Raw genomic sequence first — 26,897 nt, 5'->3', positions numbered from 1 at the left:
GGCCTAAATGGCATTGTGTTATTTATTGTTATTATCGATACGAGTGTATCATTGAATTAAAACTCGCTATTTGAAGGGGATCACCAAAGTAAATAACTAGTAATGGCTTTGTGTTTGGTTTTTTAATCCAAAACTCATTGAACATCCATCTCAGTGAATAAATATCCAGAGAGGTGGCGGGATGCCTTTGTTTTATCGTGATTCAGTGATGCTGACAGTGTTAATACATGCAGGATTATCCAGTAAAGCGAGTATCTGGATAATCCTGAATTTTTTACAATTAACGGCCTAATGTCGCCACCATAACGGCTTTTATCGTGTGCATTCTATTTTCTGCTTCATCGAAGACAATGGAATGGTCTGATTCAATCACTTCATTGGTCACTTCCACCCCGTCTTTTAGAATCGGGTAGTCGGCAGCAAGCTGTTTTCCAACCGTCGTATCTTCACCATGAAACGCAGGAAGGCAATGCATGAATTTCACATGAGGATTGCCTGTAGCTTTGAGCATATTCATGTTGACCTGGTAAGGGAGCATAAGGTTGATACGCTCAGCCCAAGCTTCTTTTGCTTCGCCCATAGAAACCCAAACATCGGTGTAAAGGTAATCGCAACCTTGTATGCCTTCTTGAACGTCCTCGGTTAAGGTGATCTTTGCATTCGTTTCTTTGGCGATATCTTGGCATGTTGCCAGGAGCTGTTCTTCTGGCCAGAACTGTTTAGGAGCAACGAGACGGATGTCCATGCCCATTTTTGCCGCGCCAACCAACAGTGAATTTCCCATGTTATTGCGAGCATCTCCGAGGTAGGCAAACTTAATTTCGTGCAATTGTTTGCCCCGCCCGTGTTCTATCATGGTTAAGAAATCCGCCAAGATCTGTGTTGGGTGAAACTCGTCTGTTAAACCATTCCAAACAGGCACACCCGCATGAGCCCCCAGTTCTTCGACGATCTCTTGGCCAAAGCCGCGGTATTCTATTCCATCGTACATACGCCCAAGAACGCGCGCGGTATCTTTCATCGACTCTTTATGGCCTATTTGCGAACCTGAAGGCCCCAAGTAAGAGACTTGAGCACCTTGGTCAAAGGCGGCCACTTCAAAGGCGCACCGAGTGCGTGTCGAGCTTTTTTCAAAGATCAGAGCAATGTTTTTACCGGTGAGTCGCGGTTGTTCGTAGCCGTTGTATTTTGCTTTTTTAAGTTCAGCAGAAAGGTCAAGCAAGTGCTGGATTTCACGCGGAGTAAAATCGAGAAGTTTTAGAAAATTACGGTTACGTAGATTAAAAGCCATGATGTATTCCTTCTGTTTGATGCGTGGCTTAATGTCAGATGAAGAATTAAGCCGCGCAGCGATTATTGTGATTACTGATGCTGATTATTATGTCTTGGTTTATTTAACGGTTACTCGCGAACTATATTGGTGCCCGCAGTGCCTTGTAGGATCTGTAAGCCGTCTTCTAACGCACCGATACCGACGACTTTGCCTCCCTGCTTAATAAACTCACAAGATGCTTCAATTTTTGGCCCCATCGAACCGGCATCAAACTGGTATTTTGCAAGCTCACTCGGGGTCGTGCTGCGCAGAGCGTGTTGGGTAGGCTTCCCCCAATCCAGGTAAACCGCATCAGTGTCGGTGAGAATCAGTAAGGCATCGGCTTCTAACTGTTTGGCGAGATAAGCCGCTGACATGTCTTTATCAATGACGGCTTCCACTCCCACTAGCTTCCCATCCACTTTTTTTACCGGAATACCGCCACCACCGGTGCAGATGACTAAGTGCCCTTCATCAATTAATTTGGTGATCGCTTGGTGTTCAACGATGCCTGTCGGTTGAGGGCTAGGGACCACACGTCGAAAGTGTTGTCCATCAGGTTTGACGGTCCAATGATACTTTTCCGCCAACTCGCGAGCCTCTGCTTCCTCATAAATCGGTCCAATTGGCTTGGTTGGATCAGAAAAGGCTGGATCGTTGGGATCGACCGTCATTTGGGTCAGCATGCACGAGATATTTCGATCAGGCAGGTGATTCTTAAATTCCTGCATCAACATGTATCCGATCATGCCTTGAGTTTCACTGCCCAACACATCCAGCGGATAAGGGCTAACCGCTTTGTATTCCAAACCTTGCAGTGCCAAAAGCCCGACCTGTGGGCCATTGCCATGCACAAGCACGACTTGATAATCCTTGGCAATTTCAGAAATCGTTTTGACGGCGGTTTCAATATTGTGGCGCTGAACTTCGGCTTCCAATGGCTCACCACGGCGAAGAAGAGCATTACCACCCAGTGCGACGACAACGGTTTTTTTAGTCATAATTTTTCTCTTTATCTGCTTGGCCGACAGATCACTACCGGCCGTTATCATCGAAGGTTAGATGCCATCGCGTTCAATCGGACAACTCATGCAACGAGCGCCCCCACGGCCACGGCCAAGCTCATCCCCTGGAATGGGTAATACGGTAATTCCAGCCTTATCGTATTTCTCGTTCGTGTAAGTGTTGCGTTCGTAACCAATGACCACGCCGGGCTTCACCGTCAGTACGTTATTGGCGTCATTCCACTGCTCACGTTCGGCTTCAAAGCTGTTGCCACCAGTGGTGATGAGATTCAACTTGTCGACCTCTAGCGCTTGAGCAATGGTGTGCATGTAAGAATCTTGCTGGGTTGCTTTTACTGCTCCTGATTCATTGCCCGTTAAACTCCAGCAGTTGACGTTATCTGGAATGACATTCGGGTAGATAGAGAAAGTATCTTCGCGCATGTGGGTCATGACCGTATCAAGGTGCATACAAGAGCGATCCTGTGGAAGTTCTAATGCGATCACTTGTTTTGCTTGGCCGTGCCCAAACAGGCTTGATGCCAGCTGTTCAACGCCTTGAGCCGTAGTACGTTCAGACATGCCAATTAATACGGCGCCTTTGCCGATGACGAGAACATCGCCCCCCTCAATGGTTGAGCGGTCATAGGATTTTTCTTCATCGCCGTAATAGTTGATAAAATCTTCGCCTGCGAAGGTTGGGTGCCAGCGGTAGATTGCACGAAGATGATTGGTTTCACGCTGGCGAGCAAGTTTGGCCATAGGATTAATGGAAACGCCCCCGTAAACCCAACAAGAGGTGTCTCGCGTGAATAGGTGGTTCGGCAGTGGATCAATAATGAAATCGGTTGGCTTGTGCATGGATTGCAGCATAGAAGACGATGTCATTGGTAACTCAGAGAAGGACAAGCCACCCGTTAAGATTTTGGCCAGTTCCAGATGAGGTAAATCTCCTAAGTAGCAGCGCACATCGTTAGCGAACGTAGGGCCATAGCGATAGTTGGATATCTGCGTATTAAGAAGCCAATCTTTCGCTTCTGCGACATTCAGTGTCTCCGCGAGAAGTTGAGTCAGCAAAAGCACTTCAACGCCCTGACTTTTTAGAGTTTGAGCAAAGGCATCATGCTCTTCTCCTGCGCGTTCAACGGCAAGCACGTCATCAAACAGCAGGTCGTGACAATTTGAAGGGGTAAGGTGAGTGAGTGCCCGTCTAGGGCGATGAATGAGCACGCGACGTAATTGACCTATTTCAGAACCTACATAGAACTTACTCATGATCGTATCTCTCTATTAATTAACTATTGCTATTTATGCAATATTTATTGTCAGAAGGTAAGGGTTGGATATTTCAATTTTCTCTCTTTCTATATTATTTATATTACTCAGGTTCAGTGGGCTTTCTTAGAGGTTAATCACAAATTAATTGGTATTACTCCCCCTTGTTTTTTATTATATTTAACAATTTATATGCATTTTTTAATCTATAACTGGTCTGTGTGATATGTCACTATTTCTGGAATTTTATGCACTAAAGATATAATTTACTTATAGATTGATTATTGTTCGGGAATATTATGCTCTAATTTTTACGTGACAGATAAAAGATCAATGTGTAAATATTCGTTTTTTTTATACTTATAGTTATTATTTTTGTTTTTATACGGTGTTTGTTAACGGTTTTTATTGTAATTAATTAATATAGATCACATTCATTTAAAGGGGGTGTTTTATATAGCGATACGGTTTTATTAGTCTATCTAATGCCTACATTATTTATAGTAATTAACCATGAAGTGTTCATTGATATAAAAAACGACAGAAAGTGACTTTTTATTTTGAAGTGAAAGATTATTTTAAAGTGGAAAGTTATTTTAAAATGGAAGATTATTTGCAAGTGACCGTTTATTTCATAAACAAGAGAGACAAAAAAGCCACTGGACAGTGGCTTAAATGAGACAGACGGGAAAGTATGGTTCGATTGCTTATAGAAGCGCACCTATGCTCAGTACCACCATACAAAATACAGTCAAGATACCGATTAATGGCATCACCCATTTCACCCAGCGCACATACGGTACCCGTGCGATGGCTAGCCCTCCCATGACTACCGCAGAGGTTGGAGTAATCAAGTTAACTAACCCAGAGGCTGACTGATATGCTGTGATCACGAGATCACGACCCACCCCGGCAAAGTCGGCTAATGGGGCCATAATGGGCATGGTTAATACGGCAAGCCCTGAAGTGGAAGGTACCAAGAAAGAGAGCAGTATTTCTAAGAAAAACATGACATTAATAAAGACGACTGACGAGAGCCCTGTCACCATTTGTTCGGCTGAATACAGAATCGTGTCAGTGATCATCCCACGATCCATCACCACCACAATACCCCGAGCAATACCGATGATGAGTGCTACGCCTAATAAATCGCGTGCTCCATCGATGAAGCTAGAAGTAAATTCCTCTTCACTCATTCGGGCAACAATACCAATGATGATGGTAGAAGCGAGGAACATGGCCGAAATCTCAGCCATCCACCAGCCAGCAACAGAAACACCGTAAATCATGACCCCGAAAGATGCACCAAAGATGGTGAGGATTAGCTTACGTGTTAAGGTGAATTCCAGTTTCTCACCGTTAGTATTACCGAGGAAGTGAGCCTTATTTTCTTCATATTTGTCATAAACAAGTGATTTGGTTTGATCGGCCTGAACCATTTTTGCGTAACGCATGACATATGCGACACAGATAACCCAACCAATGACCAGCATGGCTATGCGCAACACGATGCCTTCGGTAAAGGGAATCGAAGAAGCATTGGCAGCGATAACAGTGGCAAATGGGTTGATGGTTGAACCCAGCACGCCAATACCAGCGCCAAGCAGCACTGTTGCCGCTGCGACTAAAGGATCAAAACGTGCCGCCATCATGACAGGGACGAGCAAGGTGTAAAACGGTAGGGATTCCTCAGCCATTCCATACACCGTGCCTCCTGCGGCAAACAGCGCCATCAGTATGGGGATCATCAGCTCTTCTCGGCCCTCTAAACGTGCCGTAACACGCTCAATACCGGCATCGATGGCACCGGTTTTGGTCACGAGCCCCAGAAAGCCACCAATAATGAGAATGAACAGAGAGACGTCGATAGCCGCTGCTTCATAGCTTTCATGATCGTAAAAGCCATCGATTGGTGCAAGCAGTACATCAATCACGCCTTGCGGATTCCCTTCAACGGGTTGATAGGTCCCTGTTACGGGGACTTCCCGTCCTAAATCATCGTTCATCACTCGGTCATATTGACCGGCAGGAACAATCCAAGTTAATAGGGCGACGAGTGCAATAAGAATGAATAGAATGGTGTAAGCGGAGGGAAACTTAAAATTAGCAAAGAAGCTACCCTTTTTGTTTTCTGTTGGCAAAGTCTGAGTTGTCATAGCAATCTCCTTACATCTATTGGAATAAAATAGATGTGAATCAGCGACTAATAAGTAATGGTGACCAGTACGAAGTACAATCACACAGATAAAATGAATAATTATAGATTTATCTATAGTCAACTTGTTGGGGTTGACCTTATCGTTCGTTATTATTTGGCTCGATATCTGTCATTATTCTATGCTTGGGCTTATTCATTAACTTTGTGTTTGTTCACAAAAATAAGGGGATGAAAAATAGCTAGAATTAAACTTTAAAATACTTGAGGGTATTTCTTTAGTAATTTTGGATTAATATTCGATGATTTTTCTAACAGGGTTGGCAAGGTAAGGGCGTTGTTAATTAAAATTAGCCGTGACGGAAATTTATTCAGAGTCTTAAAATAGGGATTTAATTAATTATTGAACGATAAATTGATTGTGGTCAAATTATCGTCTTTGAGAAATAGAAAAGAGAGCCGATGCTCCCTTTTCTTTTTTGTTGGTGTTAAATCACCGCTGAGTAATAAACCTCAGTTAGATAAGAAGACCGCCCAGTGTAAATCCGAGAGCCACAGCCGTTGTAATGGTCGCGACACCAGGGATAAAGAACGGATGGTTAAATACGTACTTACCAATTCGTGTCGATCCCGTGTCATCCATCTCAACCGCAGCCAGTAGGGTTGGGTAGGTTGGCAGTACAAACAAAGCGCTCACCGCAGCAAACGAGGCCACTGCGGTTAGTGGTGCAACACCAATAGCAAGTGCAGCTGGCATAAGAGCGACCGTCGTTGCTCCTTGAGAGTAAAGCAGCATTGACGCAAAGAATAAAACTAATGCGAGCATCCACGGGTAATCGGCCAGTAACGCACCTGCGACATCTTTAATACCGTCAACATGGGCATTAACAAACGTTGACCCAAGCCATGCAACGCCTAATACACACACACACGCTGTCATACCTGAACGAAACGTGGCAGCCGCAGGGATCTTAGATGCGTCAATTTTAGTGAACATCACGATGGCAGCAGCAGCAGCAAGCATCACACTCATGATCGCTTCGTTTCGGCCTAAAGCCGGATTTTCAATCAAGCCAATTGAGCTTGAAATGGCCGCCGCGTAGCAAACCACAAAGAGTATCGCTCCGAGGAAAATATAGGTGGCCCGTTTTGCTGTGGGTAAGATTTCTCGTTTCTCGTTGTTGGATAGCTTAATTAGCCCTTTTGCAAGACGCTCTTGGTAGATAGGATCATCTTTGAGTTCACAGCCCATGAAGTTCGAAACAAATGCGCCGACCATACAAGCAATGAATGTGGTTGGAATACAGACAGCAAGCAGGGTCAGATAATCGACACCAAATGGAGCCAACATAGCGGCAAAGGCAACAACGGCAGCTGAAATAGGTGATGCGGTAATCGCAATTTGTGATGCGACAACAGCAATAGACAGTGGTCGTGAAGGACGAACGCCTTGTCCTTTAGCCACTTCTGCGATGACAGGTAGGGTAGAGAACGCAGTGTGTCCTGTTCCTGCCAGTAGCGTCATAAAAAACGTCACAATCGGGGCATAAAACGTAATGCGTTCTGGGTGCTTTCTAAGAAAATTCTCAGCGATTTGAACCAACCAGTCCATACCCCCAGCGACTTGCATCGCCGCAATGGCCGTAATCACCGACATGATGATCAAAATAACATCAACCGGTATAAAACTCTGACTGGTTGGTACGCCTAATATCAATGAGAGCGCAATAACACCCGCACCCCCGGCAAAACCAATACCGATCCCGCCGATCCGGGCCCCGATAAAGATAAAGAATAAGACAACGAATAGTTCAACCGCGATCATAATGTGACCTCTTTATATTTTTATGTTCAGTGGCCGACAGTTCAGTATTGAAGCCTAGGCCACTCAAATGGATATTTTTTGTATTAAGTAAAAGAAGATGTATAAGAGCTGAAGCTCATTGTATAAAAAGACAAAAAGGCCCCGTTTGGGGCCATCATGGGGTTACTCGTACCGCTTACCTTTATATTGAGGTCGCATGAGATTTTCTGTTGAGAAGATATCATCGAGCTCTTCTTCGGTTAATAACCCGCGTTCTAGAACGACTTCGCGCACACTCTTGCCGGTTTCGGCACAAATTTTACCGACAATATCACCTTCGTGGTGACCAATGTATGGGTTTAAGTAGGTCACGATACCAATAGAGTTAAACACGTACCCTTCACACACTTCTTTGTTCACTGTGATGCCGTCGATACACTTATCACGAAGGTTCACACACGCATTGGTTAGGATATCGAGTGACTCAAACATGCTTTGGGCGATAACCGGTTCCATGACATTCAGCTGCAGTTGTCCGCCTTCTGCAGCAAACGAGATAGTGTTGTCGTTACCCAGCACTTTAAAACAGACTTGGTTGACGACTTCCGGCACCACTGGATTCACTTTTGCAGGCATGATGGAAGAGCCAGCCTGAAGTTCTGGAAGGTTTAGTTCATTCAAGCCAGTACGCGGGCCAGAGGAAAGTAAGCGAAGGTCATTACAAATCTTAGACAGTTTTACCGCAAGACGCTTCAGCGCACCGTGCGTCATTACATAAGCGCCACAGTCAGACGTGGCTTCAATCAAGTCTTCCGCTTGTACGCATTCGTGGCCTGTTACTGCGGCTAAATGTTTAACTGCAAGCTCTTGGTAGCCTTCAACAGCATTAAGACCAGTACCGATAGCAGTCGCACCAAGGTTCACTTCAAGTAAGAGTTTTGATGTGTATTCGAGTGCACGAATCTCTTCATTCAAGGTAACAGACCAGGCGTGGAATTCTTGCCCTACGGTCATTGGTACGGCGTCTTGAAGCTGAGTTCGGCCCATTTTCAAGATGCTTTCAAATTCTTTGCTTTTTAAATCAAAGGCACCTTTTAAGTATTCAATGGCATCAATCAGTTTGTGAACGCTATTAAACACGGAAATACGAAACCCCGTAGGGTAGGCGCAGTTGGTGGATTGGCTTTTATTCACGTGGTCATTTGGATTAATGAACTCGTATTGACCTTTTTCTTTGCCCATTAATTCTAATGCGACATTCGCGATGACTTCGTTGGTGTTCATGTTCACCGAAGTACCCGCACCACCTTGGAAAACATCCGATGGAAATTGATCCATGCACTTGCCTGTGTCTAGGATGACGTCACACGCTTGAATAATATGACGGGCGACATCTTTTGGTAATACGCCCAGTTCGTTGTTGGCGAGTGCAGCGGCTTTTTTCGTCATGACCATGCCGCGAATGAATTCAGGCACATCAGAGATCGTTGAATTTGAGATGTTGAAATTTTCAATTGCGCGCAGAGTGTGAATGCCATAGTACGCGTCAGCAGGGACATGACGCTGACCTAGAAGATCTTCTTCGATTCGAGTAGCTTGATTAACGGCTTTTGACGTACTTGGTAGAGTAGCCATAACGGGATCCTTAGAGAATTATTATTGAGAGTAATAAAATATTCCCCAACTCTGCGTATTAAGAATCCCTTCTTCAGAATTGTGGGTTAGGAAATCTTCCCTAACGTCTGTGGCACATCATACTGAACTAGAGACATAAAAATAGTAACTTGATCACCTTTTTATGAAAATTTAAGTGGGGGCAATCATCATTCAAATGATTGATGATCTAGGGCAAATAAATAGGCCATAGAATTGCGTGTGGTCGGAATGAAAATAGCGAATAAAACAGATTTTTACAGGATTAATTTGAGCTAATGAGGCTTTTACGCGTACACTGAATTCAACCAAGGAGTGCGTGTGTTTCCTATCTTACTATTACTATTTATTTTTGTGCCGATCATTGAGATTGCGTTATTTATCCAAGTCGGTGATCTGCTTGGTTTATGGACGACGATCGGCTTAGTGCTCGTTACTGCTTTCGTTGGTGCCTCACTGGTACGTAGCCAAGGCTTGCAAACATTAAGAACGGTACAAGGCCGCTTAAATCAAGGTGAGTTGCCTGCTCAGGCAATTTTTGAAGGCGTTATGCTGGCGGTTGCTGGCGTATTGTTACTGACGCCAGGGTTCATGACGGATGCGTTTGGTATGCTTGTGTTGCTACCAGCACCTAGAGGAATCATTGCCAAGTATCTGATGAGTAAAATGGTGGTGAAATCCGTTGGCGGCGCGGGGTTTGGTGCTCACTCATTTGGGCAGAACCCATTCGAACAAGACCCTTTTCATCGCGACCCATTCAACTCTGACTCGAATGGCAGTACGTTTGAGGGGGAGTATGAGAAAAAAGAGGATCAAGACAAGAACAGGCTTAATTAGCGGCTGTTAAGGCTTGAGACAAAACGAAAGGCAGCTCTTGGGCTGCCTTTGCGGTTTTTATGATTCTATAAGCAAAAAATCTAACGCAGCTATCGAGTAATTTAACAAGCTAGGGGGACCCGTTATTGACTGCGATTGATATTATACTGCGCCATCGAAGCCCATCTGTCGCCACGCTTCAAACGCGATAATTGCCACAGCATTTGATAGGTTTAAACTTCTCGCATCGGGCATCATTGGAATTCGAAGACGCTGCTCCATTGGCAAGCTTTCGATGACGTCGGCGGGAAGACCGCGGGTTTCAGGCCCAAAGAGTAAAACATCACCTTGAGTAAACGCAGCGTCAACATGGTGACCTGTTGTTTTCGTCGTGCACGCAAAAATACGGTATTGACCGTGACGTTCGCTCTCTAAATAAGCAAGAAAAGCGTCGTAGTCTTTGTGGCGTTTAACGCGTGCGAGATCATGATAATCCAGCCCTGCTCGGCGAACTTTTTTCTCATCGAGGTCAAATCCGAGAGGTTCAATGAGGTGTAAGTTCGCCCCACAGTTTGCACTTAAACGGATGATGTTCCCGGTATTAGGGGCAATTTCTGGCTCAAAAAGCGCTATATCAAACATGCTGAATATATCTGTATTTAGAAGTCTAGCCATCGAGTATAAGGCGGTGATTGGCCAACGCCAAGCCTGATAGTGTGACCCGTTACATTTGTTTGAGAATTTTCCGTTTTATCGGTGGTCACTGTGTTTATTGAGTGAGGGGCAATTGAACACAAACTTTCAAACCGCCTAGATCACTTTGGCTTGCGGCAATGGATCCACTATGTTGGCGTATCGCACTTTCGGTAATGGCTAAGCCAAGGCCAGCGCCACCAGAGTGTCGGTCACGCGCCGTTGAGACACGATAAAATGGACGAAAAATCTCACTCATTTCATTTTCAGGGACACCATGACCATTATCTTCCACCACAATGTTCAAAGCATCGCTGGTTGCCGTCATGGACACTTGGGCATGGTCTTTACCGTAATAAATGGCGTTACGGGTGATGTTTTCCACCGCGCTCATTAATAGTTTCGGGTTTCCGCTAATGGTGCGGTTGGGTATGGGCCCCAATGATAAGGATTTACCCATCTGTTCAGCTTCGAATTGTGCATCGTTGAGAAGCTCTTCCCACAGGCTGCTGAGAGGCTGCTCTTCTCGTTTTAAATGGCTATCCGCTTGCATGCGAGACAGCTCTAAAAGCTCGGCGATCATTTGCTCGAGTCGTTGTGCTTCAGTATCAATTCTACTCAGTTCCGAGCTCTCGCCTTGCTTTCTTGTCGCCAATGCATTGGCCATGCGCAATCGAGTGAGAGGGGAACGCAGTTCGTGCGATATGTCAGACAGTAATCGCTGCTGCCCTGAGATCATGCTATTTACGGCTTCGACCATCTGATTAAAGCTCGCTCCTGCTTGGCGAAATTCTGAGGTGCCTTTTTCAAGATCAGGGTCGACAACAAACTCCCCATTGGCGACACGTCTGGCGGCTCTTTCTAATTTTCGAGCGGGCTGACTCAGTGCCCATGCCAACCAAAGCAAAAGGGGGGTGCTGACGAGCATGACGGCAAACAGCAGTTGAAAGGGTTTATCAAATAAACGCAATAAGAACGGTGGGGGTTGATTCCATTTAATGCCGACATAAAGAAATAGGTCACGATTGGCTAGGCGGATAGGCAGAGGTCCCGCGATCATATGTTGGCCATACAGTTTTTGTTTTGGTGTCTCGACGGAATCAATACTGGTGACAAAGTTTCTTAACGCTCTGATTTTGGAGTCATGCTGATTTTTAATGGTTAACACATTACCTTCAAGATCAGAGATAAAAATACGCGGCTGCGAAAAACGAGGTGATCGTCGTTGATCATCAAGATTAAAAAGGATCTTGCTTAAGTTGGTCTCATTTTTATACCGAGTTTCGATGTTCTGCTTTATTTGATCCAGTTTTTTAAAATGATCTTGCGGTATGTCACGGGCTTTGCGCGGATCAAGATGCGGCAAAGAGAGCACAGCGAGTAACACAAGCAACATGGTGAACCAAAAAATGGCAAATATACGACCGTATAAACTGGTGATTTTGGGTAAACGCATTAATCCTCCTCGACCATTAAGTAACCCCGTCCTCTAAGGGTTTTGATGCGAGGTCTGCCAGAATGCATCTCTGGCAATTTTTTCCGTAAATTGGAAACGTGCATATCGATGGCTCTATCGAATGGCGCAAGCCGTTTTCCAAGGACATCCAGGCTCAATGTTTCTTTTGTCAGTGTGACACCAGGATGTTGGATAAAATGGCTGAGTAATGAAAATTCTGTTGTTGTGAGGTCGAGTAGCTGCTCTTGGCAGTAGGCTTCTTGTTTACCTGGGTAGACTTTAATATCGCAGTATTCGATACAGTCGCTGACTTTTGGTGCTGTTTGTGACTGTGTTTGTGTGCGACGCAAAATTGCTTTCATTCTTGCGAGCAGTTCACGATCACTAAAAGGTTTAGGGAGATAGTCATCCGCGCCAAGTTCTAATCCAATGACGCGATCAATTTCTTCTCCTTTCGCCGTTAGCATCAACACAGGCGTCGTCCTGGTTTCACGCAGCTTTTTTAATGTGTCCATGCCATTGAGCTTAGGCATCATCACATCGAGTAAAATGAGGTCAATTTCATCATTAATGGCGGCAAGCCCTGATTCACCGTCGTTGGTTTCTGTCACCGTAAACCCCTCGTAGGTCAATACTTCCTTGAGTAAGCCGGTGAGTTCAGTGTCATCGTCAATCAGTAGGATATGTGCCATGAATGCGTTGCCTCTTTAAATAATGATTTCTTCTCTTATATTCTCTTTTTATATTACTGCGAAATCGGAGCCGCGAAGAGTTTAATTTCGCTTCTTTACGAACCTTTACGCTGACTACACGTTGATTTACATCCAGTGTCGTATTCTAAACTCATGCGCTGTATTGATGGCACCCATTAATAACGACAGCGTCCATTAAAAACCACAGAGGGTACGATTATGAACACAACAAAGAAATTAGTATTGGCAGCGGCAGTCTTCCCATTGATGTTTGCTACAGCGAGTGCGTATGCGTTTGGCGGTAAATCCCACAATCAAAGTGGAGAAGGGAAATGTTCCGGTGGTTTTGACCGAGGCATCATGCGTCAGTTGGATTTAACTGATGAGCAAAAGTCTCAAATGCAAGAGCTACGCGAAACCACGAAAGGCGATAAAAAAGCGCAGCGTCAAGCGGGTTCAGAAGAGAAACGTGCATTAAGACAAGCACACCAAAAGCAAGTTCAGGCGCTGGTTCTAGCGGACACGTTTGATGAAGCTGCTGCGAATGCGTTAGCAAGTGAGATGGTTGAGAAACAAACAGAACGCCGAGTGAATAAGCTTAAAAATCAACATAAAATGTTGAGCCTATTAACCGATGAACAGAAATCTCAATTTGTCGAACTGCAGCAAGAGCGTATGCAAAAATGCAGTGACAAGATGCAAAAGAAAATGAAAAACTCGTAATCAATCCCATCCATTGATTCCCCAAAGGCAGCGACTATCGCTGCCTTTTTTTGATATTTTTCAGCATGACACGTTATACTGAACGCAGAATTTTCAAAACATTGATGTTGTATGAAACAAGAATATGCTCGTTTAGTGACCATGGCCGCATGGACAGCAACCGCTGTGGCAACACTATTGATGGTCGTCAAAATCGTTGCTTGGTGGTTAACTGGATCGGTGAGCTTGCTGGCGTCGCTGATAGATTCTTTATTAGATATCTCGGCTTCTGTCGTCAACTTGATGGTGATTCGCTACGCACTGCAACCTGCCGATAAAGAACATACCTTTGGCCATGGCAAGGCGGAATCTTTAGCGGCCTTAGCTCAGGCGATGTTCATCTCGGGATCCGCTTGTTTTCTTATTCTTAATGGCATCGATCGTTTCTTCCGCCCACACGAGTTAAATTCACCCGAGCTGGGGGTTTACGTCAGCTTCTTTGCTATGGTGGTTACTTTTGCCCTGGTTGCTTTTCAAAAGCACGTTGTTAGAAAAACGGGCAGCCAAGCCATTGCCGCTGATTCTCTGCATTATCAAACCGATCTGTATATGAATGGTGCGATCATGATTGCTCTTGGGCTCAGTTGGTTCGGGGTGACTCAAGCTGACGCGGTATTCGCTATTGGAATTGGCATTTTCATTCTGTATAGCGCCTTTAAAATGGTCACAGAGGCGATTCAAACATTATTGGATCGTAAATTACCCGATGAAGAACTTGAGCAAATACGAGCTTGTTGCCTGGACATTGAAGGTGTCCTGGGTGTGCACCAGTTAAGAACGCGAATGGCCGGTCCAACGCGCTTTATTCAACTGCACCTAGAGCTTGATGACAATATGATCCTAATTGAAGCTCATAGAATCGCAGACAAAGTGGAAGATCGATTGATTGAAGCATTCCCTGGTGCGGATGTCTTGATTCACCAAGATCCTTTATCGGCCGTCATTCATAGTGAAAAAGCGCAATTAGAGAGCGATTGGTAGCCAGGCAATAGGCTAATCACTTTCATTAAATGAGCAAGACAAGCGCAGAATTATTCGCTATCTTTTGAGCAATAAAAGAAAAGTCTGATTCTGATATGAATCAACAAAGTGATTGGCGAAAACTGTAATACTATTACATAAGTAGTAAACTTACGTAAATCGGTACAAATAAAAGTAGTATTACTTTTTGGTAAAGGTACCATACAGCGCAGTTTAAAAGGATTTCACGGGTGGCGGTATTGCGTCATCGGTATTAAATTGAAGTTTAATTCCCAAAATATTCGAGGGTGAGCATGATTAAGAAGATCGGTGTTTTAACAAGTGGCGGAGACGCACCTGGTATGAACGCAGCCGTGCGAGGCGTAGTGCGTACAGCATTGTCGGCTGGTATTGAGGTGTACGGGATTTACGATGGCTATCAAGGTCTTGTTGAAGATCGTATTGAAAAACTTGATCGCTCTAGTGTTTCAGATGTTATTAACCGTGGTGGTACTTTCCTCGGCTCTGCTCGCTTCCCTGAGTTTAAGAACGTAGAAGTTCGCCAAAAAGGCATTGAAAACCTGAAGAAACACGGCATTGAAGCATTAGTTGTGGTTGGTGGTGATGGTTCTTACATGGGAGCGAAGAAGCTCACTGAAATGGGCTACCCATGCATCGGTTTGCCAGGCACGATTGATAACGATATCGCAGGTACGGATTACACGATTGGTTACCTGACAGCATTGAATACCGTCATTGATGCGATTGACCGTCTTCGCGATACATCGTCTTCTCACCAACGTATTTCGATTGTTGAGATCATGGGTCGCCATTGTGGTGATTTGACTCTTATGTCGGCAATTGCGGGTGGTTGTGAGTACATTATCACGCCTGAAACGGGTCTTAATAAAGAGCAGTTGATTGCTAATATTAAAGACGGTATTGCGAAAGGTAAGAAGCACGCAATCATTGCATTAACTGAGCTTATGATGGATGCCAACGATCTTGCTCAGCAGATTGAAGAAGCAACTGGCCGTGAGACTCGTGCAACGGTACTGGGCCATATTCAACGTGGTGGTCGCCCTACTGCATTTGACCGTGTTCTTGCATCTCGTATGGGTAACTACGCTGTTCATCTTCTAATGGAAGGTCATGGTGGTCGTTGTGTTGGTATCCAGAAAGAAGAGCTGATACACCACGACATTATCGATGCTATCGAAAATATGAAACGACCAGTGCGCAACGATCTATTCAAAGTTGCAGAAGAGTTGTTTTAATTTTCAGTCAGTGAATTATTGACGTTACATTGGCATTGTTTTTACCATGTTTGCCCGTGTTAAAAAGCCAGAAGATCGCTCTTCTGGCTTTTTTCGTTTTTCAACCGATGAACCTATAAACGTGCTCGAACGGCTAAGGAATCATACATTAGGCAGTTTTTTCTTGGTTCGTTTCTTCAATTGGTCATGGACACCGCGCCGCAGAGCTTTGAAATGATGCTCGGCTTTATCAACCCCCAATAGAACACTCAAGGTGAGTATGGTGATAATGAGTGATTGGCTGTAGTAACCCAGCCCTATCATGACTCCGAGTGCCGCTAGCACCCAAATAATCGCAGCCGAAGTCACGCCGTGGATTTTCCCCTCTAACGTCATCATGACCCCTGCACCTAAGAAACCGACACCGGTAATGATTTGCCCTAACACCCTAGCTTGATCGAGTGAGTTTGGTGATAGTGAGATAGCCATCGAGATAAAAAGGTAGGTACCAGAAATAATTAAGATCGAGGTTCTTATCCCAACAGGTTTGCCACGAGTTTGCCTTTCAACGCCAATCATGAGGCCATTGATCGCACAACAGGACAATGCCACCCATGAAAAGGGGGCGATATCGAAGAAGGGGTGTAATTGGTTGAGCATAAGTACCTCGCAAAAATCGTATTATGCCCAGAGTCTTTTATGGTAACTAATCGATTTTTTTATCTTAACGATAAGGACTACTCAAGATGCAAATCCAACGGTGTTTTGCTTTGTCGACCACCTATTTCTCGGGTCAGGGTTGGAACTAAATACCCCGAAACCTGTTCAATCAATCCAGCCATGATTTCTCTGGCTCGTGCATCTGAGACATAGAAGTGTGCCGCACCTTGGACTTTATCCAAGACATGCAGGTAATAAGGCAGAATTCCGGCATCAAAGAGACGATTGCTCAGAGAAACTTGCGCTTCGACGGAATCATTCACCCCTTTTAGTAATACGCCTTGGTTGAGCAGCGTGACATGATGACGCTTGAGTTGAATCATCGCTTCTGCCAGTGCAGCGTCGATTTCATTGGCGTGATTAATGTGAGTCACTAAGATGACCTGCAATCGCGAATTCCCTAGCAATTTAAGCAGTTCTTGAGTGATACGAGCCGGGATCACGACAGGTAGGCGTGTATGAATGCGCAGGCGTGTAATGTGAGGAATGGCTTCAATGTGTTTCATCAGCCATTCAAGCTCATGATCTTTTGCCATCAGGGGATCGCCACCAGATAAAATGACTTCATTGATCTCTGAATGGGCGTGTAAGTAATCGAGCCCTTGTTGCCAAACCGATTTGCTTCCCTTGTTATCCTCATAGGGAAAATGGCGTCTAAAACAGTAACGACAGTTAATCGCACATCCGCCTTTCAAGATGAATAACGCACGATTTTTATACTTGTGCAGTAATCCTGGAACCGCGTTGTTCTGTTCCTCCAACGGATCCGCCGAATACCTTTCATGGATAGCAAACTCTTCAGTAAGTGGTAATACTTGACGAAGTAACGGGTCATGAGGGTTGCCTTTCTCCATTCTATTGACAAAACTCAGTGGAACTCGCTGCGCAAATAACGCTTTCGCCTCAAAGCCTGCCTCCCACTCTGAAGCATCAATCTCTAGTTGTGCGAGCAGTTTTGCAGGGTCTGAGATCGCATTCGCTAGTTGTTTGAGCCAGTTTTGCTCAACAGTTGGGGCAATTCGGGTTATGATATGCGACATTAATTTGAACTCGAAATATGGTAAGAGGAAAAAATGGCTACTGTTAGCACCAATGAATTTAAAGGCGGTCTCAAACTTATGCTTGATAAAGAGCCGTGTGTCATTCTCGAAAATGAGTTAGTGAAACCGGGCAAAGGTCAAGCATTCAACCGTGTCAAAATCCGTAAATTGCTTTCAGGTAAAGTGTTAGAAAAAACCTTTAAGTCAGGTGAGTCGGTTGAAACGGCTGACGTTATGGATATCGATCTTGATTACCTGTACAACGATGGTGAATTCTACCACTTTATGAACAGTGAGTCTTTCGAGCAAATTGCAGCTGAAGTGAAAGCGGTTGGCGACAATGCGAAATGGCTAGTAGAAAACGACACTTGTATGATCACCTTGTGGAACGGTAATCCGATCGTCGTTACGCCACCTAACTTCGTTGAGATTGAAGTTACTGAAACTGACCCGGGTCTAAAGGGTGACACTCAAGGAACGGGCGGCAAGCCTGCGACTTTAGCAACAGGCGCTGTTGTGCGTGTACCGTTGTTCATTTCGATTGGCGAAGTGATCAAGGTGGATACTCGTAACGGCGAGTATGTTGGCCGAGTGAAATAATCACATCAATCTCTAGCGGTATTGATGATACAAAAAGGTCGCTTCGGTGGCCTTTTTAGTTTTTTGCGTGAATGAATCGGTTATGACACAATCAGCGCATATTGTGCGTAGACAAATAGAATGTAGACAAAGAGAACGATGAAACAATCAATTCAAATCTGGTTAGACGCCGCACGACCAAAAACACTACCACTTGCCCTTGTCTCCATACTCACGGGCAGTGTGTTGGCGTATTCTATTGGACAATTCTCTTTCACGATTGCGTTACTTGCCTTTATTACTGCCACTTTACTGCAAATCTTATCCAATCTTGCTAATGACTATGGCGACGCAGTCAAGGGAACGGACAACGATGCACGTCTTGGGCCGATACGCGCAATTCAATCTGGTGCAGTCTCATTGAAAACCATGAGGCAAGCGATGGTGATTAACATTGTTCTTACGATGTTGTCTGGGCTGTTTCTTGTTTTTTACGCACTGAATAGCTTACAAAGTATCATGACGTTTATCGGTTTAGGTGTGTTGGCGATGGTAGCAGCCATTGCTTATACCGTCGGTAATAAGCCCTATGGCTATGTTGGCTTGGGTGATATTTCTGTGTTCATTTTTTTTGGGTTATTGGGCGTTGCGGGAACCTTCTTCCTTCATACGGGTTTTGTCGAAGCAACCCTCATTTTGCCAGCAATAGGCTGTGGGCTATTCGCGGTGGCTGTGTTGAATGTCAATAATATGCGCGATATTGAAAATGATAAGGCATGTGGTAAAAAAACCGTTGCCGTTCGGCTTGGCCAGGCTAAGTCCAAACAGTACCATCTTATTTTGCTGGTGAGTGCATTAACGACATTTGTCTGTTACTTATTGCTTCAACCTGCACCACTTTGGCTCAGCTTGCCTTTCGTTCTTAGCCTTGTGGTGGTGTATAAGCATGGCAGGGCGGTTTGGTTGGCGACTCAACCGGCTCAAATCGCTCCTATGATGCCGATTGTTGTAAAGTGTGCCTTATTCTCAAATGTCCTTTTTACCGGCATCGTGATAGCTCAAACTCTCGTCAGTTAATTGCGTCTTATCATTGCATTGACTTAGTGACTCGATATACTCGATAGAGATGACTATCAGTATGGATAAATACTATGGAATACAATACTTCAGCTCTGTGCGATATTTACTTAGATCAAGTCGATGTCGTTGAACCTCTTTTTAGCAATTTTGGTGGGCGTACATCATTTGCAGGTCAAGTCACGACAATCAAATGCTTTGAAGATAATAGCCTTATTCGCGATGTATTAGAGCAAGATGGGGTAGGCCGAGTATTACTGATTGATGGCGGTGGCTCTTTGCGTCGTGCCCTTATTGATGCGGAATTGGCAGCGTTAGCGGAAGATAACGAATGGGAAGGCATTGTTGTTTATGGCTGCGTTCGTGAAGTCGATGAACTCGAAGAGATGAGTGTTGGTATCCAAGCGTTGGCTTCTATCCCTGTGGGTGCCGTTGGTAACGGTGTTGGTGAGACCGATGTCGCGGTCAACTTTGGTAGCGTTACCTTTGTGCCGGAAGATTATTTGTACGCAGATAATACTGGAATCATTATCTCTCAAGAGCCATTGGATATTGAACTTGAGATCGATGAAGACGAGGAAATGGTTGATTAACCAACAAGCCTAGACTTAAGTACAGAGAAATGAGCCGATACGATAGAGTGTCGGCTTTTTTGTGTGCTCGATTTTTGCTGGGTTGAGCGGTGTATAGTGGTTGCTGTGGTTATGCCTAAAGGTGAGTGATAGGAATAAAGAGATTAACTATTATTGATATGATTGACGTAATTTGAGCGCGTATAGATAACTGGAAACACCAGACAAAACATTGCCGACTGCGATACCGATAAATAGCCCTTCAACACCGTATATTTGATTACCAATCCAAGCGGCTGGTAACGTAAAAACAAAGAGTCGAATAATGCTCCATTGGAAAGCAGGGACCGGCTTATGCAGAGCATTGAGTCCAGCGACGAGCATCATGGTGACGCCTTGAAAGCCATAACTGAACGGAACAACCAATAAATAATGCCAAAGTAGATCTCGAACCGACGGCTCTTGAGAGAAAAGACGCGCTAAAGGAATGCTTAATGGCACCATCATAATGAAAATAATTAACTGAAATACAATCGCAAAACGCATACTCAGAAAAAGTGCAGAAAAGCTTCGCCGGGTATTGTTGGCCCCTAAATTTTGAGCCATAAATGGGGTCAAAGCGGAGGTCAATGCCATAAGAACTAAAATCAGCAGTGACTCAATTCTTTGAGCCGCCCCAAAAGCAGCCACCGCCACCGTTCCATGCGAGGCCAGCAGTATCATCAATATGGCGCCCGATAATGGCACCATCGCATTGGAAAGCGCCGCAGGAGTACCAATCTTAAGGATTTGCCGCCAGTCGTTAACGATTTGCGATAAATCAGGCGATGCGAGCATTTTTTCCCGACGAATTAAAACGTAAAGTGACCCTATCAATGCACCTAACCAGCTCAACGCGCTTGAAATGGCCGCGCCTTGAATACCAAGCTCTGGAAATGGGCCAATACCAAAAATCAGCAGTGGGTCCAGCACTCCGTTAATCAGCCCTGCTAGCATCATGATCTTAGCAGGGGTTTTCGTGTCCCCTGTCGCTCTTATCGCACTGTTTCCTGCCATAGGAATAACCAAAAGCGGAATCGTTAAATACCAAATGGACATGTATTCACTGATCAGATCGATAAGGTGTGGTTGTGCGCCTAATAATGCAAAGGTAGGCCGGATGCTCAGTAATCCCATGAACGAGGTGACAGAAACAAGAAGCAGCGCTAAAACCAAACCGTGGGTAGAAAAGCGACCGGCTTGTTTCGAGCGGCCTTTACCGAGTAGGCGAGCTATATTCGTGGATAATCCGATTCCGATACCCATAGTGATGCAGTTTATGGCAAAGGTGATGGGGAACGTAAAGCTGATCGCCGCTAACGCATCGGTACCCAGAAGGGAAATAAAAAATGTATCGACGACATTGAACATCAAGATAGCAATCATTCCAAAGGTCATTGGAATGGTCATTTGACGCAGCACATTAGGAATGGGCGCTGTTAATAGGCCGTGTTTATCGTGCATTGTCCATACGCTATCTCATTAAAACGATAGGATACAAGATAAAGACAACATTGGGAACGAGCAGGAACTACCAGTAGAACTCAGATAAGTGCGATAAAAAAGGCCCGCGAATGCAGGCCTTAAGCAACAAGTTGTTGTGCTAACTTATTAAGCGTTTTTTGCTTCAGCCGCTGCTTTAGCGATAGCAGCGAAGCTTTTCGCGTCTAGCGCTGCGCCGCCAACTAGAGCACCGTCGATGTCTGGTTGTGCGAAGTAAGCTGCTGCGTTTTCTGGCTTCACAGAACCGCCGTATTGGATAACAACGTTCTTAGCGACTTCTTCTGATTTCTCAGCAATGTGAGCACGGATTTGAGCGTGAATGCGTTGTGCATCTTCAGCAGTCGCTGCTTTACCAGTACCGATAGCCCAGATTGGTTCGTAAGCGATGATCGCACCTTCAAGAGCTTCAACACCTTGAGTGTTGATAACAGCGTCAAGTTGACGAGCACATACAGCAACCGTTTCGCCTGCTTCGTTTTGTGCTTCAGATTCACCGATACAAAGAACTGGAGTTAGGCCGTTCTCTTTTAGGAATGCAAATTTCTTAGCAACGAACTCGTCTGATTCTGCGTGGTATTCACGACGCTCAGAGTGACCGATGATGATGTGAGATGCACCAAATTCTTTCAGCATAGCTGGAGACATGTCGCCAGTGAATGCACCGCTGTTGTTTAGGTCAGAGTTTTGAGCACCTAGGATGATTGCGCTGCCCGCTTCAGTAAGCGTACGCTCAGCAAGATCAACGAAAAGTGCAGGTGGAGCCACTGCTACGTCTACGCCTGTTACGCCTTCAAGTTCAGCATTAAGACCGTTTAGTAGGCCAACAACCATTTCTTTGCTGCCGTTTAGTTTCCAGTTACCCATCACTACAGGATGACGCATAAGAATATCTCCATTATTTTGAATGTAAAAAGCTCATTGATGTAAAAAATAAACGCGATTACGTAAGAATATAACAGATTAATACCATCAAATCATGATTCGGGTCATGAGTTTATTTAATGGTAAGACTTCTTCTTAAGTGATCCAGTAAACAGAATGATAGTGATTCCCTCGGAATTTGCAGAGTTAATTGGTATTAGTGTTGAGAATTCGCCGCGATAAATAATCACTTAAGATCTTCTGTCAGAAAAGGAAAGACAATGCCAAATCTTGTTATGGAATATTCAAATTCAATCGATCAACGAGTCAATGTTCAAGGCCTCCTAGAAGATCTCCATGATGTCGCGCTAAAAAGCAGCTTATTCGATCCTGGTTCGGTTAAGTCTCGGGCATTACGTTGCCATCATTGGTTGATTGGTGAGGAAGGGGATAGCGTTGATTTTATTCATGTAGGTTTTGAGTTGCTCGATGGGCGAACGGAAGAGCAAAAACGAGAGCTTTCCCGGCAGTTGATGACGGTACTTCAGCAACAAGCAAGCCAAGTAAGGAGCTTAACGGTGAATATCCGAGATATGGATAAAGCGTGTTTTCAAAAGACGATAAACCGATGAAATATGATAGATTACGCGTTGAGTTTCTATTTTTTCAAGGGTAAATAAGATGTCGATAAAGCAGCTACTGTTCTCATTTGAAGGGAGAGTGGGTCGAAAAACGTATTGGATATGGAATGTATTTTACTACGCGGTCATCATGGGCTTTGCTACAGGATCGAATGCATTGTTTCCGGCCATGGCCCATATCATACTGCCTGTGTTCCTATTGGTCATTCTGATCCCAGATTTAGCGATTACGTCGAAACGATGGCATGACAGAGGAAAATCCAGTTGGTGGTTAATGCTCAACGTTCCCCTGGTATTTGGTCGTATGGCTGTTCCTATCGGTGATCCCAGTGGGGTCGCGCAAACGACGACAATAGAAATGTTCAGCTCTGTGGCGGCGTTGCTCTGTGGAACCTGGATTCTAGTGGAGTGTGGATTTTTAAAGGGTGAAGATAAGACCAATCAATACGGCCCTGAGTTGAAATAACCGAATTTAAAAGAATAGGTAGAGGGGCTCGAGGCAATTATCGAGCCTTTACAGATTCAAAAGTAGTCAGCTCAGCCGTTCAAACTACCCTGAGTTTAAATCATTTCCGCAATAACACTTTCTCGACCGCATGAGATGGACCCTTTTTCAAAATTAATTGCGCCCTTTGCTTTGTCGGTAGGATATTTTCAACGAGATTAAGCCCATTAATTGATTGCCATATCTCTTTGGCTTTTTCAATCGCCTGCGATTCATTAAGCTGCGTGTAGTGGTTAAAGTAAGATCCTGGCTTTTTAAACGCGCCCTGTCTAAATTCCAAAAACCTTTCGATGTACCACTTTTCGATGACATCACTATCGGCATCGACGTAGATTGAAAAGTCGAGAAAATCGGAAATGAAGGTACTGAGCGAACTATTGGGGTAGTCAAGGCCACTCTGTAGAACATTTAAGCCCTCAATAATGATCACATCAGGCTTATCGATTCTCTTTACCTCGTTTGTTATGTCATAGGTTATGTGAGAGTAGACAGGAACTTGCAGGTTGGTTTCCCCTGCTTTTACATCGGATAAAAACTGTACTAAAGCCTTTGTATCATAGGATTCGGGAAACCCTTTTCGATGCATAATGCCTCGTCTATCGAGTTCGCTTTTCGAAAATAAAAAACCATCGGTTGTGACCAATTCGACCTTGGGGTGATTCTCCCAACGAGACAGCAAGGTGCGAATGATACGAGCTGTGGTGCTTTTTCCGACGGCAACACTGCCCGCAATTCCTATGATAAAAGGCGGCGAACTTTCGGTGCTGTCGAGGAACTGATGCAACACCGAGTTTCTACTTTGGCGAGCCTCAATGTACAAATTGAGCAGGCGACTCAGGGGGAGGTAAATATCGACGGCTTCTTCCATTGATAACCGTTCATTTACCCCGAGGAGCTCTTGGATATCAGATTCTGAGAGTGTCATTGGAACAGAGTTACGTAGCTCTGCCCATGTGGCACGCTCAAAAGATAGATAAGGACTCATAAGTGCTCACTCACCATGAAATAACGAAATAGAATGGCGAACATACAACAAGCACCAAACAATGCAAATAATAATAAGAAAGAACGCAGTAGAAAGACGGACTTTGCATGAAAAAACATCAAATGATTCCAATCATGCAAAAAAAATGACTTTTTTTAAATTTACTATTGCAAGCACGAATATCATTCAATAGAATGCGCACCACTTATGCCGACTTAGCTCAGTAGGTAGAGCAACTGACTTGTAATCAGTAGGTCACCAGTTCGATTCCGGTAGTCGGCACCATTCTTTCCTGTTTCATATTACTTGAAGCTATTTGTAGTAAGAATGGATTAAAAATTTGGAGGGGTTCCCGAGTGGCCAAAGGGAGCAGACTGTAAATCTGCCGGCACTGCCTTCGATGGTTCGAATCCGTCCCCCTCCACCATATTCTAAAGAAAATAGCACCTGAGTTATTATGTTGCGTGCATCGTATAATGGCTATTACCTCAGCCTTCCAAGCTGATGATGCGGGTTCGATTCCCGCTGCACGCTCCAGCTCACTTTTGTTGCTGATATAGCTCAGTCGGTAGAGCGCACCCTTGGTAAGGGTGAGGTCCCCAGTTCAAATCTGGGTATCAGCACCAGCTCTACAACGTAATTATTTCCTTTTGAATTATACATTATCACCAATTTTTTTTGGTTACGTGGTCATTAAGCCACTTTAATCTGTACCTAGAGGGACACACAATGTCTAAAGAAAAATTTGAACGTACGAAACCGCACGTAAACGTTGGTACTATCGGCCACGTTGACCACGGTAAAACAACTCTAACTGCTGCTATCTGTACGACACTTGCAAAAGTGTACGGCGGTGTTGCGAAAGATTTCGCATCTATCGATAATGCTCCAGAAGAGCGTGAGCGCGGTATCACAATCGCAACTTCACACGTTGAGTACGATACTCCAGAGCGTCACTACGCACACGTAGATTGCCCAGGACACGCGGATTACGTTAAAAACATGATCACTGGTGCTGCACAAATGGATGGTGGTATCCTAGTTGTTGCTGCAACAGATGGCCCAATGCCTCAAACACGTGAGCACATCCTACTTGGTCGTCAAGTTGGTATCCCTTACATCATCGTATTCATGAACAAATGTGACATGGTCGATGACGAAGAGCTACTTGAGCTAGTAGAAATGGAAGTACGTGAGCTTCTTTCTGAGTACGAATACCCAGGAGATGATCTTCCAGTAATCCAAGGTTCAGCTCTTGGTGCACTAAACGGCGAGAAGCAGTGGGAAGACAAGATCGTTGAGCTTGCAGAAGCGCTAGATTCTTACATTCCACTCCCAGAGCGTGCAGTAGACCAGCCGTTCCTACTACCAATTGAAGATGTATTCTCAATTCAAGGTCGTGGTACAGTTGTAACAGGTCGTATCGAGCGCGGTATCCTAAACGTAGGTAACGAAGTAGAAATCGTTGGTATCAAAGATACAGTAACAACGACTTGTACAGGTGTTGAAATGTTCCGTAAGCTGCTTGACGAAGGTCGTGCAGGTGAGAACGTTGGTGCACTACTACGTGGTACTAAGCGTGAAGACGTTGAACGTGGTCAAGTACTTGCTGCTCCTGGTTCAATCAACCCACACACACGTTTTGAGTCAGAAGTATACGTTCTGTCTAAAGACGAAGGTGGTCGTCACACACCATTCTTCAAAGGTTACCGTCCACAGTTCTACTTCCGTACAACGGACGTAACAGGCGACATCACGCTTCCAGAAGGCGTAGAAATGGTAATGCCTGGTGACAACATCCAAATGACGGTAGAGCTAATTGCTCCAATCGCAATGGATGAAGGTCTACGTTTCGCAATCCGCGAAGGTGGCCGTACAGTAGGTGCTGGTGTTGTTGCTAAAATCTTTGATTAAGATTTGACTAACTACTAGTAAAAAGGGCATCATTTGATGCCCTTTTTCTGCGCTGAATATTATGCTTGTTGGTCATGGCGAACAATTAAGCGTAAAGCAAGGAATTTGGTTTGAGGTTTTTCCTCATCTCAAGAGTATACATCAATGGTTATTTTTATTGATGTTATGGAATTCGCCCTGCAACAGCGGGGCTATTGTCGTCTATATTAAGACTTATGACAGGTTGGTTGTATGAAAGCAAATAATGCTGAAACTCCTGATAGCTCAAACGGTGCAGATACTTTTAAGTGGATTCTCACTTTTGTTCTGCTAACCGCTGCTGTTGTGGGTAATTACCTGTATGGTGAAATGTCTGTAGTGATTCGAGCTGCAGGCGTCGTTGTATTAATCGCCGCTGCACTTGGTGTATCTGCGACAACGGCTAAAGGTAAAGCAGCGATTGTCTTTGCACGCGAATCCCGTATGGAAGTGCGTAAAGTGGTATGGCCTACGCGTCAGGAAACCATGCAAACGTCGTTTATCGTATTAGCAGTATGTATTGTAATGGCTCTAGTGTTATGGGGCATTGACGGCATTATGGTTCGTCTTGTTGCCTTAGCAACTGGGGTGTGAGGGTTTTAATT

25 protein-coding genes and 4 tRNA genes are annotated in these 26,897 nt (G+C 44.7%); 15 read left to right on the top strand and 14 right to left on the bottom strand.

Annotated features, from left to right (window positions below):
- Nucleotides 1-280 precede the first annotated feature (280 nt).
- The 6 genes from QF117_RS19740 to aspA form a co-directional block, all read right to left on the bottom strand.
- Nucleotides 281-1,291 carry an ornithine carbamoyltransferase gene (locus QF117_RS19740; protein WP_282387775.1) on the bottom strand — a complete coding sequence of 337 codons (1,011 nt, stop codon included), beginning with the start codon at nucleotides 1,289-1,291 and terminating at the stop codon, nucleotides 281-283.
- 110 nt (nucleotides 1,292-1,401) lie between these two features.
- Nucleotides 1,402-2,313 carry a carbamate kinase gene (gene arcC / locus QF117_RS19735; protein WP_282387774.1) on the bottom strand — a complete coding sequence of 304 codons (912 nt, stop codon included), beginning with the start codon at nucleotides 2,311-2,313 and terminating at the stop codon, nucleotides 1,402-1,404.
- A 57-nt stretch (nucleotides 2,314-2,370) separates the two neighbouring features.
- Nucleotides 2,371-3,591 carry an arginine deiminase gene (gene arcA / locus QF117_RS19730; protein WP_282387773.1) on the bottom strand — a complete coding sequence of 407 codons (1,221 nt, stop codon included), beginning with the start codon at nucleotides 3,589-3,591 and terminating at the stop codon, nucleotides 2,371-2,373.
- 707 nt (nucleotides 3,592-4,298) lie between these two features.
- The gene (locus tag QF117_RS19725) at nucleotides 4,299-5,747 is read right to left on the bottom strand and encodes a YfcC family protein (RefSeq protein ID WP_282387771.1); all 1,449 of its coding nucleotides are present in this window, start codon (nucleotides 5,745-5,747) and stop codon (nucleotides 4,299-4,301) included.
- 516 nt (nucleotides 5,748-6,263) lie between these two features.
- Nucleotides 6,264-7,571 carry an anaerobic C4-dicarboxylate transporter gene (locus QF117_RS19720; protein ID WP_017035720.1) on the bottom strand — a complete coding sequence of 436 codons (1,308 nt, stop codon included), beginning with the start codon at nucleotides 7,569-7,571 and terminating at the stop codon, nucleotides 6,264-6,266.
- Nucleotides 7,572-7,733: 162 nt separating this feature from the next.
- On the bottom strand, nucleotides 7,734-9,185 hold the full coding sequence (gene aspA / locus QF117_RS19715) for an aspartate ammonia-lyase (protein WP_017035721.1): 1,452 nt from the start codon (nucleotides 9,183-9,185) through the stop codon (nucleotides 7,734-7,736).
- A gap of 339 nt (nucleotides 9,186-9,524) precedes the next feature.
- Here aspA and QF117_RS19710 point away from each other — a divergent pair, with 339 nt between their 5' ends.
- On the top strand, nucleotides 9,525-10,040 hold the full coding sequence (locus QF117_RS19710) for an FxsA family protein (RefSeq protein WP_282387768.1): 516 nt from the start codon (nucleotides 9,525-9,527) through the stop codon (nucleotides 10,038-10,040).
- A gap of 141 nt (nucleotides 10,041-10,181) precedes the next feature.
- Here QF117_RS19710 and QF117_RS19705 read toward each other — a convergent pair whose 3' ends face one another.
- From QF117_RS19705 to QF117_RS19695, 3 genes are all read right to left on the bottom strand, one after another.
- Nucleotides 10,182-10,661 carry a tRNA (cytidine(34)-2'-O)-methyltransferase gene (locus QF117_RS19705; protein WP_282387767.1) on the bottom strand — a complete coding sequence of 160 codons (480 nt, stop codon included), beginning with the start codon at nucleotides 10,659-10,661 and terminating at the stop codon, nucleotides 10,182-10,184.
- 127 nt (nucleotides 10,662-10,788) lie between these two features.
- On the bottom strand, nucleotides 10,789-12,168 hold the full coding sequence (gene cpxA, locus QF117_RS19700) for an envelope stress sensor histidine kinase CpxA (protein WP_282387766.1): 1,380 nt from the start codon (nucleotides 12,166-12,168) through the stop codon (nucleotides 10,789-10,791).
- On the bottom strand, nucleotides 12,168-12,860 hold the full coding sequence (locus tag QF117_RS19695; protein WP_282387765.1) for a response regulator: 693 nt from the start codon (nucleotides 12,858-12,860) through the stop codon (nucleotides 12,168-12,170). The genes cpxA and QF117_RS19695 overlap by 1 nt, the downstream gene beginning before the upstream one ends.
- A gap of 219 nt (nucleotides 12,861-13,079) precedes the next feature.
- Between QF117_RS19695 and QF117_RS19690 the strand changes: the two genes are divergently transcribed.
- The 3 genes from QF117_RS19690 (at nucleotide 13,080) to pfkA (ending at nucleotide 15,859) form a co-directional block, all read left to right on the top strand.
- Nucleotides 13,080-13,583, top strand: a complete 504-nt coding sequence (locus QF117_RS19690) for a CpxP family protein (protein ID WP_282387764.1) — start codon at nucleotides 13,080-13,082, stop codon at nucleotides 13,581-13,583.
- A gap of 111 nt (nucleotides 13,584-13,694) precedes the next feature.
- On the top strand, nucleotides 13,695-14,603 hold the full coding sequence (gene fieF / locus QF117_RS19685; protein WP_282387763.1) for a CDF family cation-efflux transporter FieF: 909 nt from the start codon (nucleotides 13,695-13,697) through the stop codon (nucleotides 14,601-14,603).
- Nucleotides 14,604-14,896: 293 nt separating this feature from the next.
- The gene (pfkA, locus tag QF117_RS19680) at nucleotides 14,897-15,859 is read left to right on the top strand and encodes a 6-phosphofructokinase (RefSeq protein ID WP_017035728.1); all 963 of its coding nucleotides are present in this window, start codon (nucleotides 14,897-14,899) and stop codon (nucleotides 15,857-15,859) included.
- A gap of 141 nt (nucleotides 15,860-16,000) precedes the next feature.
- Here the strand turns inward: pfkA and QF117_RS19675 are convergent, their stop codons facing one another.
- Nucleotides 16,001-16,498: an MgtC/SapB family protein gene (locus QF117_RS19675; RefSeq protein ID WP_282387762.1), complete on the bottom strand. Its 498-nt coding sequence runs from the start codon at nucleotides 16,496-16,498 to the stop codon at nucleotides 16,001-16,003.
- A 77-nt stretch (nucleotides 16,499-16,575) separates the two neighbouring features.
- A complete protein-coding gene (gene epmB, locus QF117_RS19670) occupies nucleotides 16,576-17,598 on the bottom strand; it encodes an EF-P beta-lysylation protein EpmB (RefSeq protein ID WP_282387761.1) in 1,023 nt (340 codons plus the stop codon).
- A 33-nt stretch (nucleotides 17,599-17,631) separates the two neighbouring features.
- Here epmB and efp point away from each other — a divergent pair, with 33 nt between their 5' ends.
- From efp to rraA, 3 genes are all read left to right on the top strand, one after another.
- Nucleotides 17,632-18,198: an elongation factor P gene (gene efp, locus QF117_RS19665; RefSeq protein WP_017038540.1), complete on the top strand. Its 567-nt coding sequence runs from the start codon at nucleotides 17,632-17,634 to the stop codon at nucleotides 18,196-18,198.
- Between the two features lie 138 nt (nucleotides 18,199-18,336).
- Nucleotides 18,337-19,254: a 1,4-dihydroxy-2-naphthoate polyprenyltransferase gene (locus QF117_RS19660; RefSeq protein ID WP_282387757.1), complete on the top strand. Its 918-nt coding sequence runs from the start codon at nucleotides 18,337-18,339 to the stop codon at nucleotides 19,252-19,254.
- Nucleotides 19,255-19,328: 74 nt separating this feature from the next.
- Complete coding sequence (rraA, locus tag QF117_RS19655; protein ID WP_282387755.1) at nucleotides 19,329-19,847, top strand: ribonuclease E activity regulator RraA; 519 nt, start codon at nucleotides 19,329-19,331, stop codon at nucleotides 19,845-19,847.
- A gap of 150 nt (nucleotides 19,848-19,997) precedes the next feature.
- On the opposite strand, the gene QF117_RS19650 is transcribed toward rraA, so the two are convergent.
- Both QF117_RS19650 and tpiA read right to left on the bottom strand, forming a co-directional pair.
- Nucleotides 19,998-21,329, bottom strand: a complete 1,332-nt coding sequence (locus tag QF117_RS19650; protein WP_282387753.1) for an MATE family efflux transporter — start codon at nucleotides 21,327-21,329, stop codon at nucleotides 19,998-20,000.
- Between the two features lie 147 nt (nucleotides 21,330-21,476).
- On the bottom strand, nucleotides 21,477-22,250 hold the full coding sequence (tpiA, locus tag QF117_RS19645) for a triose-phosphate isomerase (RefSeq protein ID WP_282387751.1): 774 nt from the start codon (nucleotides 22,248-22,250) through the stop codon (nucleotides 21,477-21,479).
- A gap of 260 nt (nucleotides 22,251-22,510) precedes the next feature.
- Here tpiA and QF117_RS19640 point away from each other — a divergent pair, with 260 nt between their 5' ends.
- A complete protein-coding gene (locus tag QF117_RS19640; RefSeq protein ID WP_282387749.1) occupies nucleotides 22,511-22,861 on the top strand; it encodes a 5-carboxymethyl-2-hydroxymuconate isomerase in 351 nt (116 codons plus the stop codon).
- A 49-nt stretch (nucleotides 22,862-22,910) separates the two neighbouring features.
- Complete coding sequence (locus QF117_RS19635) at nucleotides 22,911-23,336, top strand: DUF805 domain-containing protein (RefSeq protein ID WP_282387748.1); 426 nt, start codon at nucleotides 22,911-22,913, stop codon at nucleotides 23,334-23,336.
- A gap of 100 nt (nucleotides 23,337-23,436) precedes the next feature.
- On the opposite strand, the gene coaA is transcribed toward QF117_RS19635, so the two are convergent.
- Complete coding sequence (gene coaA, locus QF117_RS19630; protein WP_282387747.1) at nucleotides 23,437-24,360, bottom strand: type I pantothenate kinase; 924 nt, start codon at nucleotides 24,358-24,360, stop codon at nucleotides 23,437-23,439.
- A gap of 209 nt (nucleotides 24,361-24,569) precedes the next feature.
- Between coaA and QF117_RS19625 the strand changes: the two genes are divergently transcribed.
- The 6 genes from QF117_RS19625 to secE all read left to right on the top strand — a co-directional run bounded on the left by QF117_RS19625 (nucleotide 24,570) and on the right by secE (nucleotide 26,886).
- A tRNA-Thr gene (locus tag QF117_RS19625) sits at nucleotides 24,570-24,645 on the top strand.
- A 57-nt stretch (nucleotides 24,646-24,702) separates the two neighbouring features.
- Nucleotides 24,703-24,787 (top strand) — tRNA-Tyr (locus QF117_RS19620).
- 35 nt (nucleotides 24,788-24,822) lie between these two features.
- A tRNA-Gly gene (locus tag QF117_RS19615) sits at nucleotides 24,823-24,897 on the top strand.
- A 13-nt stretch (nucleotides 24,898-24,910) separates the two neighbouring features.
- Nucleotides 24,911-24,986 (top strand) — tRNA-Thr (locus tag QF117_RS19610).
- Between the two features lie 103 nt (nucleotides 24,987-25,089).
- Nucleotides 25,090-26,274, top strand: a complete 1,185-nt coding sequence (gene tuf, locus QF117_RS19605; protein WP_017035803.1) for an elongation factor Tu — start codon at nucleotides 25,090-25,092, stop codon at nucleotides 26,272-26,274.
- A gap of 231 nt (nucleotides 26,275-26,505) precedes the next feature.
- Complete coding sequence (gene secE, locus QF117_RS19600; protein WP_282387745.1) at nucleotides 26,506-26,886, top strand: preprotein translocase subunit SecE; 381 nt, start codon at nucleotides 26,506-26,508, stop codon at nucleotides 26,884-26,886.
- The last annotated feature ends 11 nt before the right edge of the window (nucleotides 26,887-26,897 follow it).

This window comes from Vibrio sp. YMD68 (assembly GCF_029958905.1).
GTDB lineage: Bacteria > Pseudomonadota > Gammaproteobacteria > Enterobacterales > Vibrionaceae > Vibrio.
Note: the sequence above shows the minus strand (reverse complement) of the source record. Positions and strands in the feature narration are given on the sequence as shown.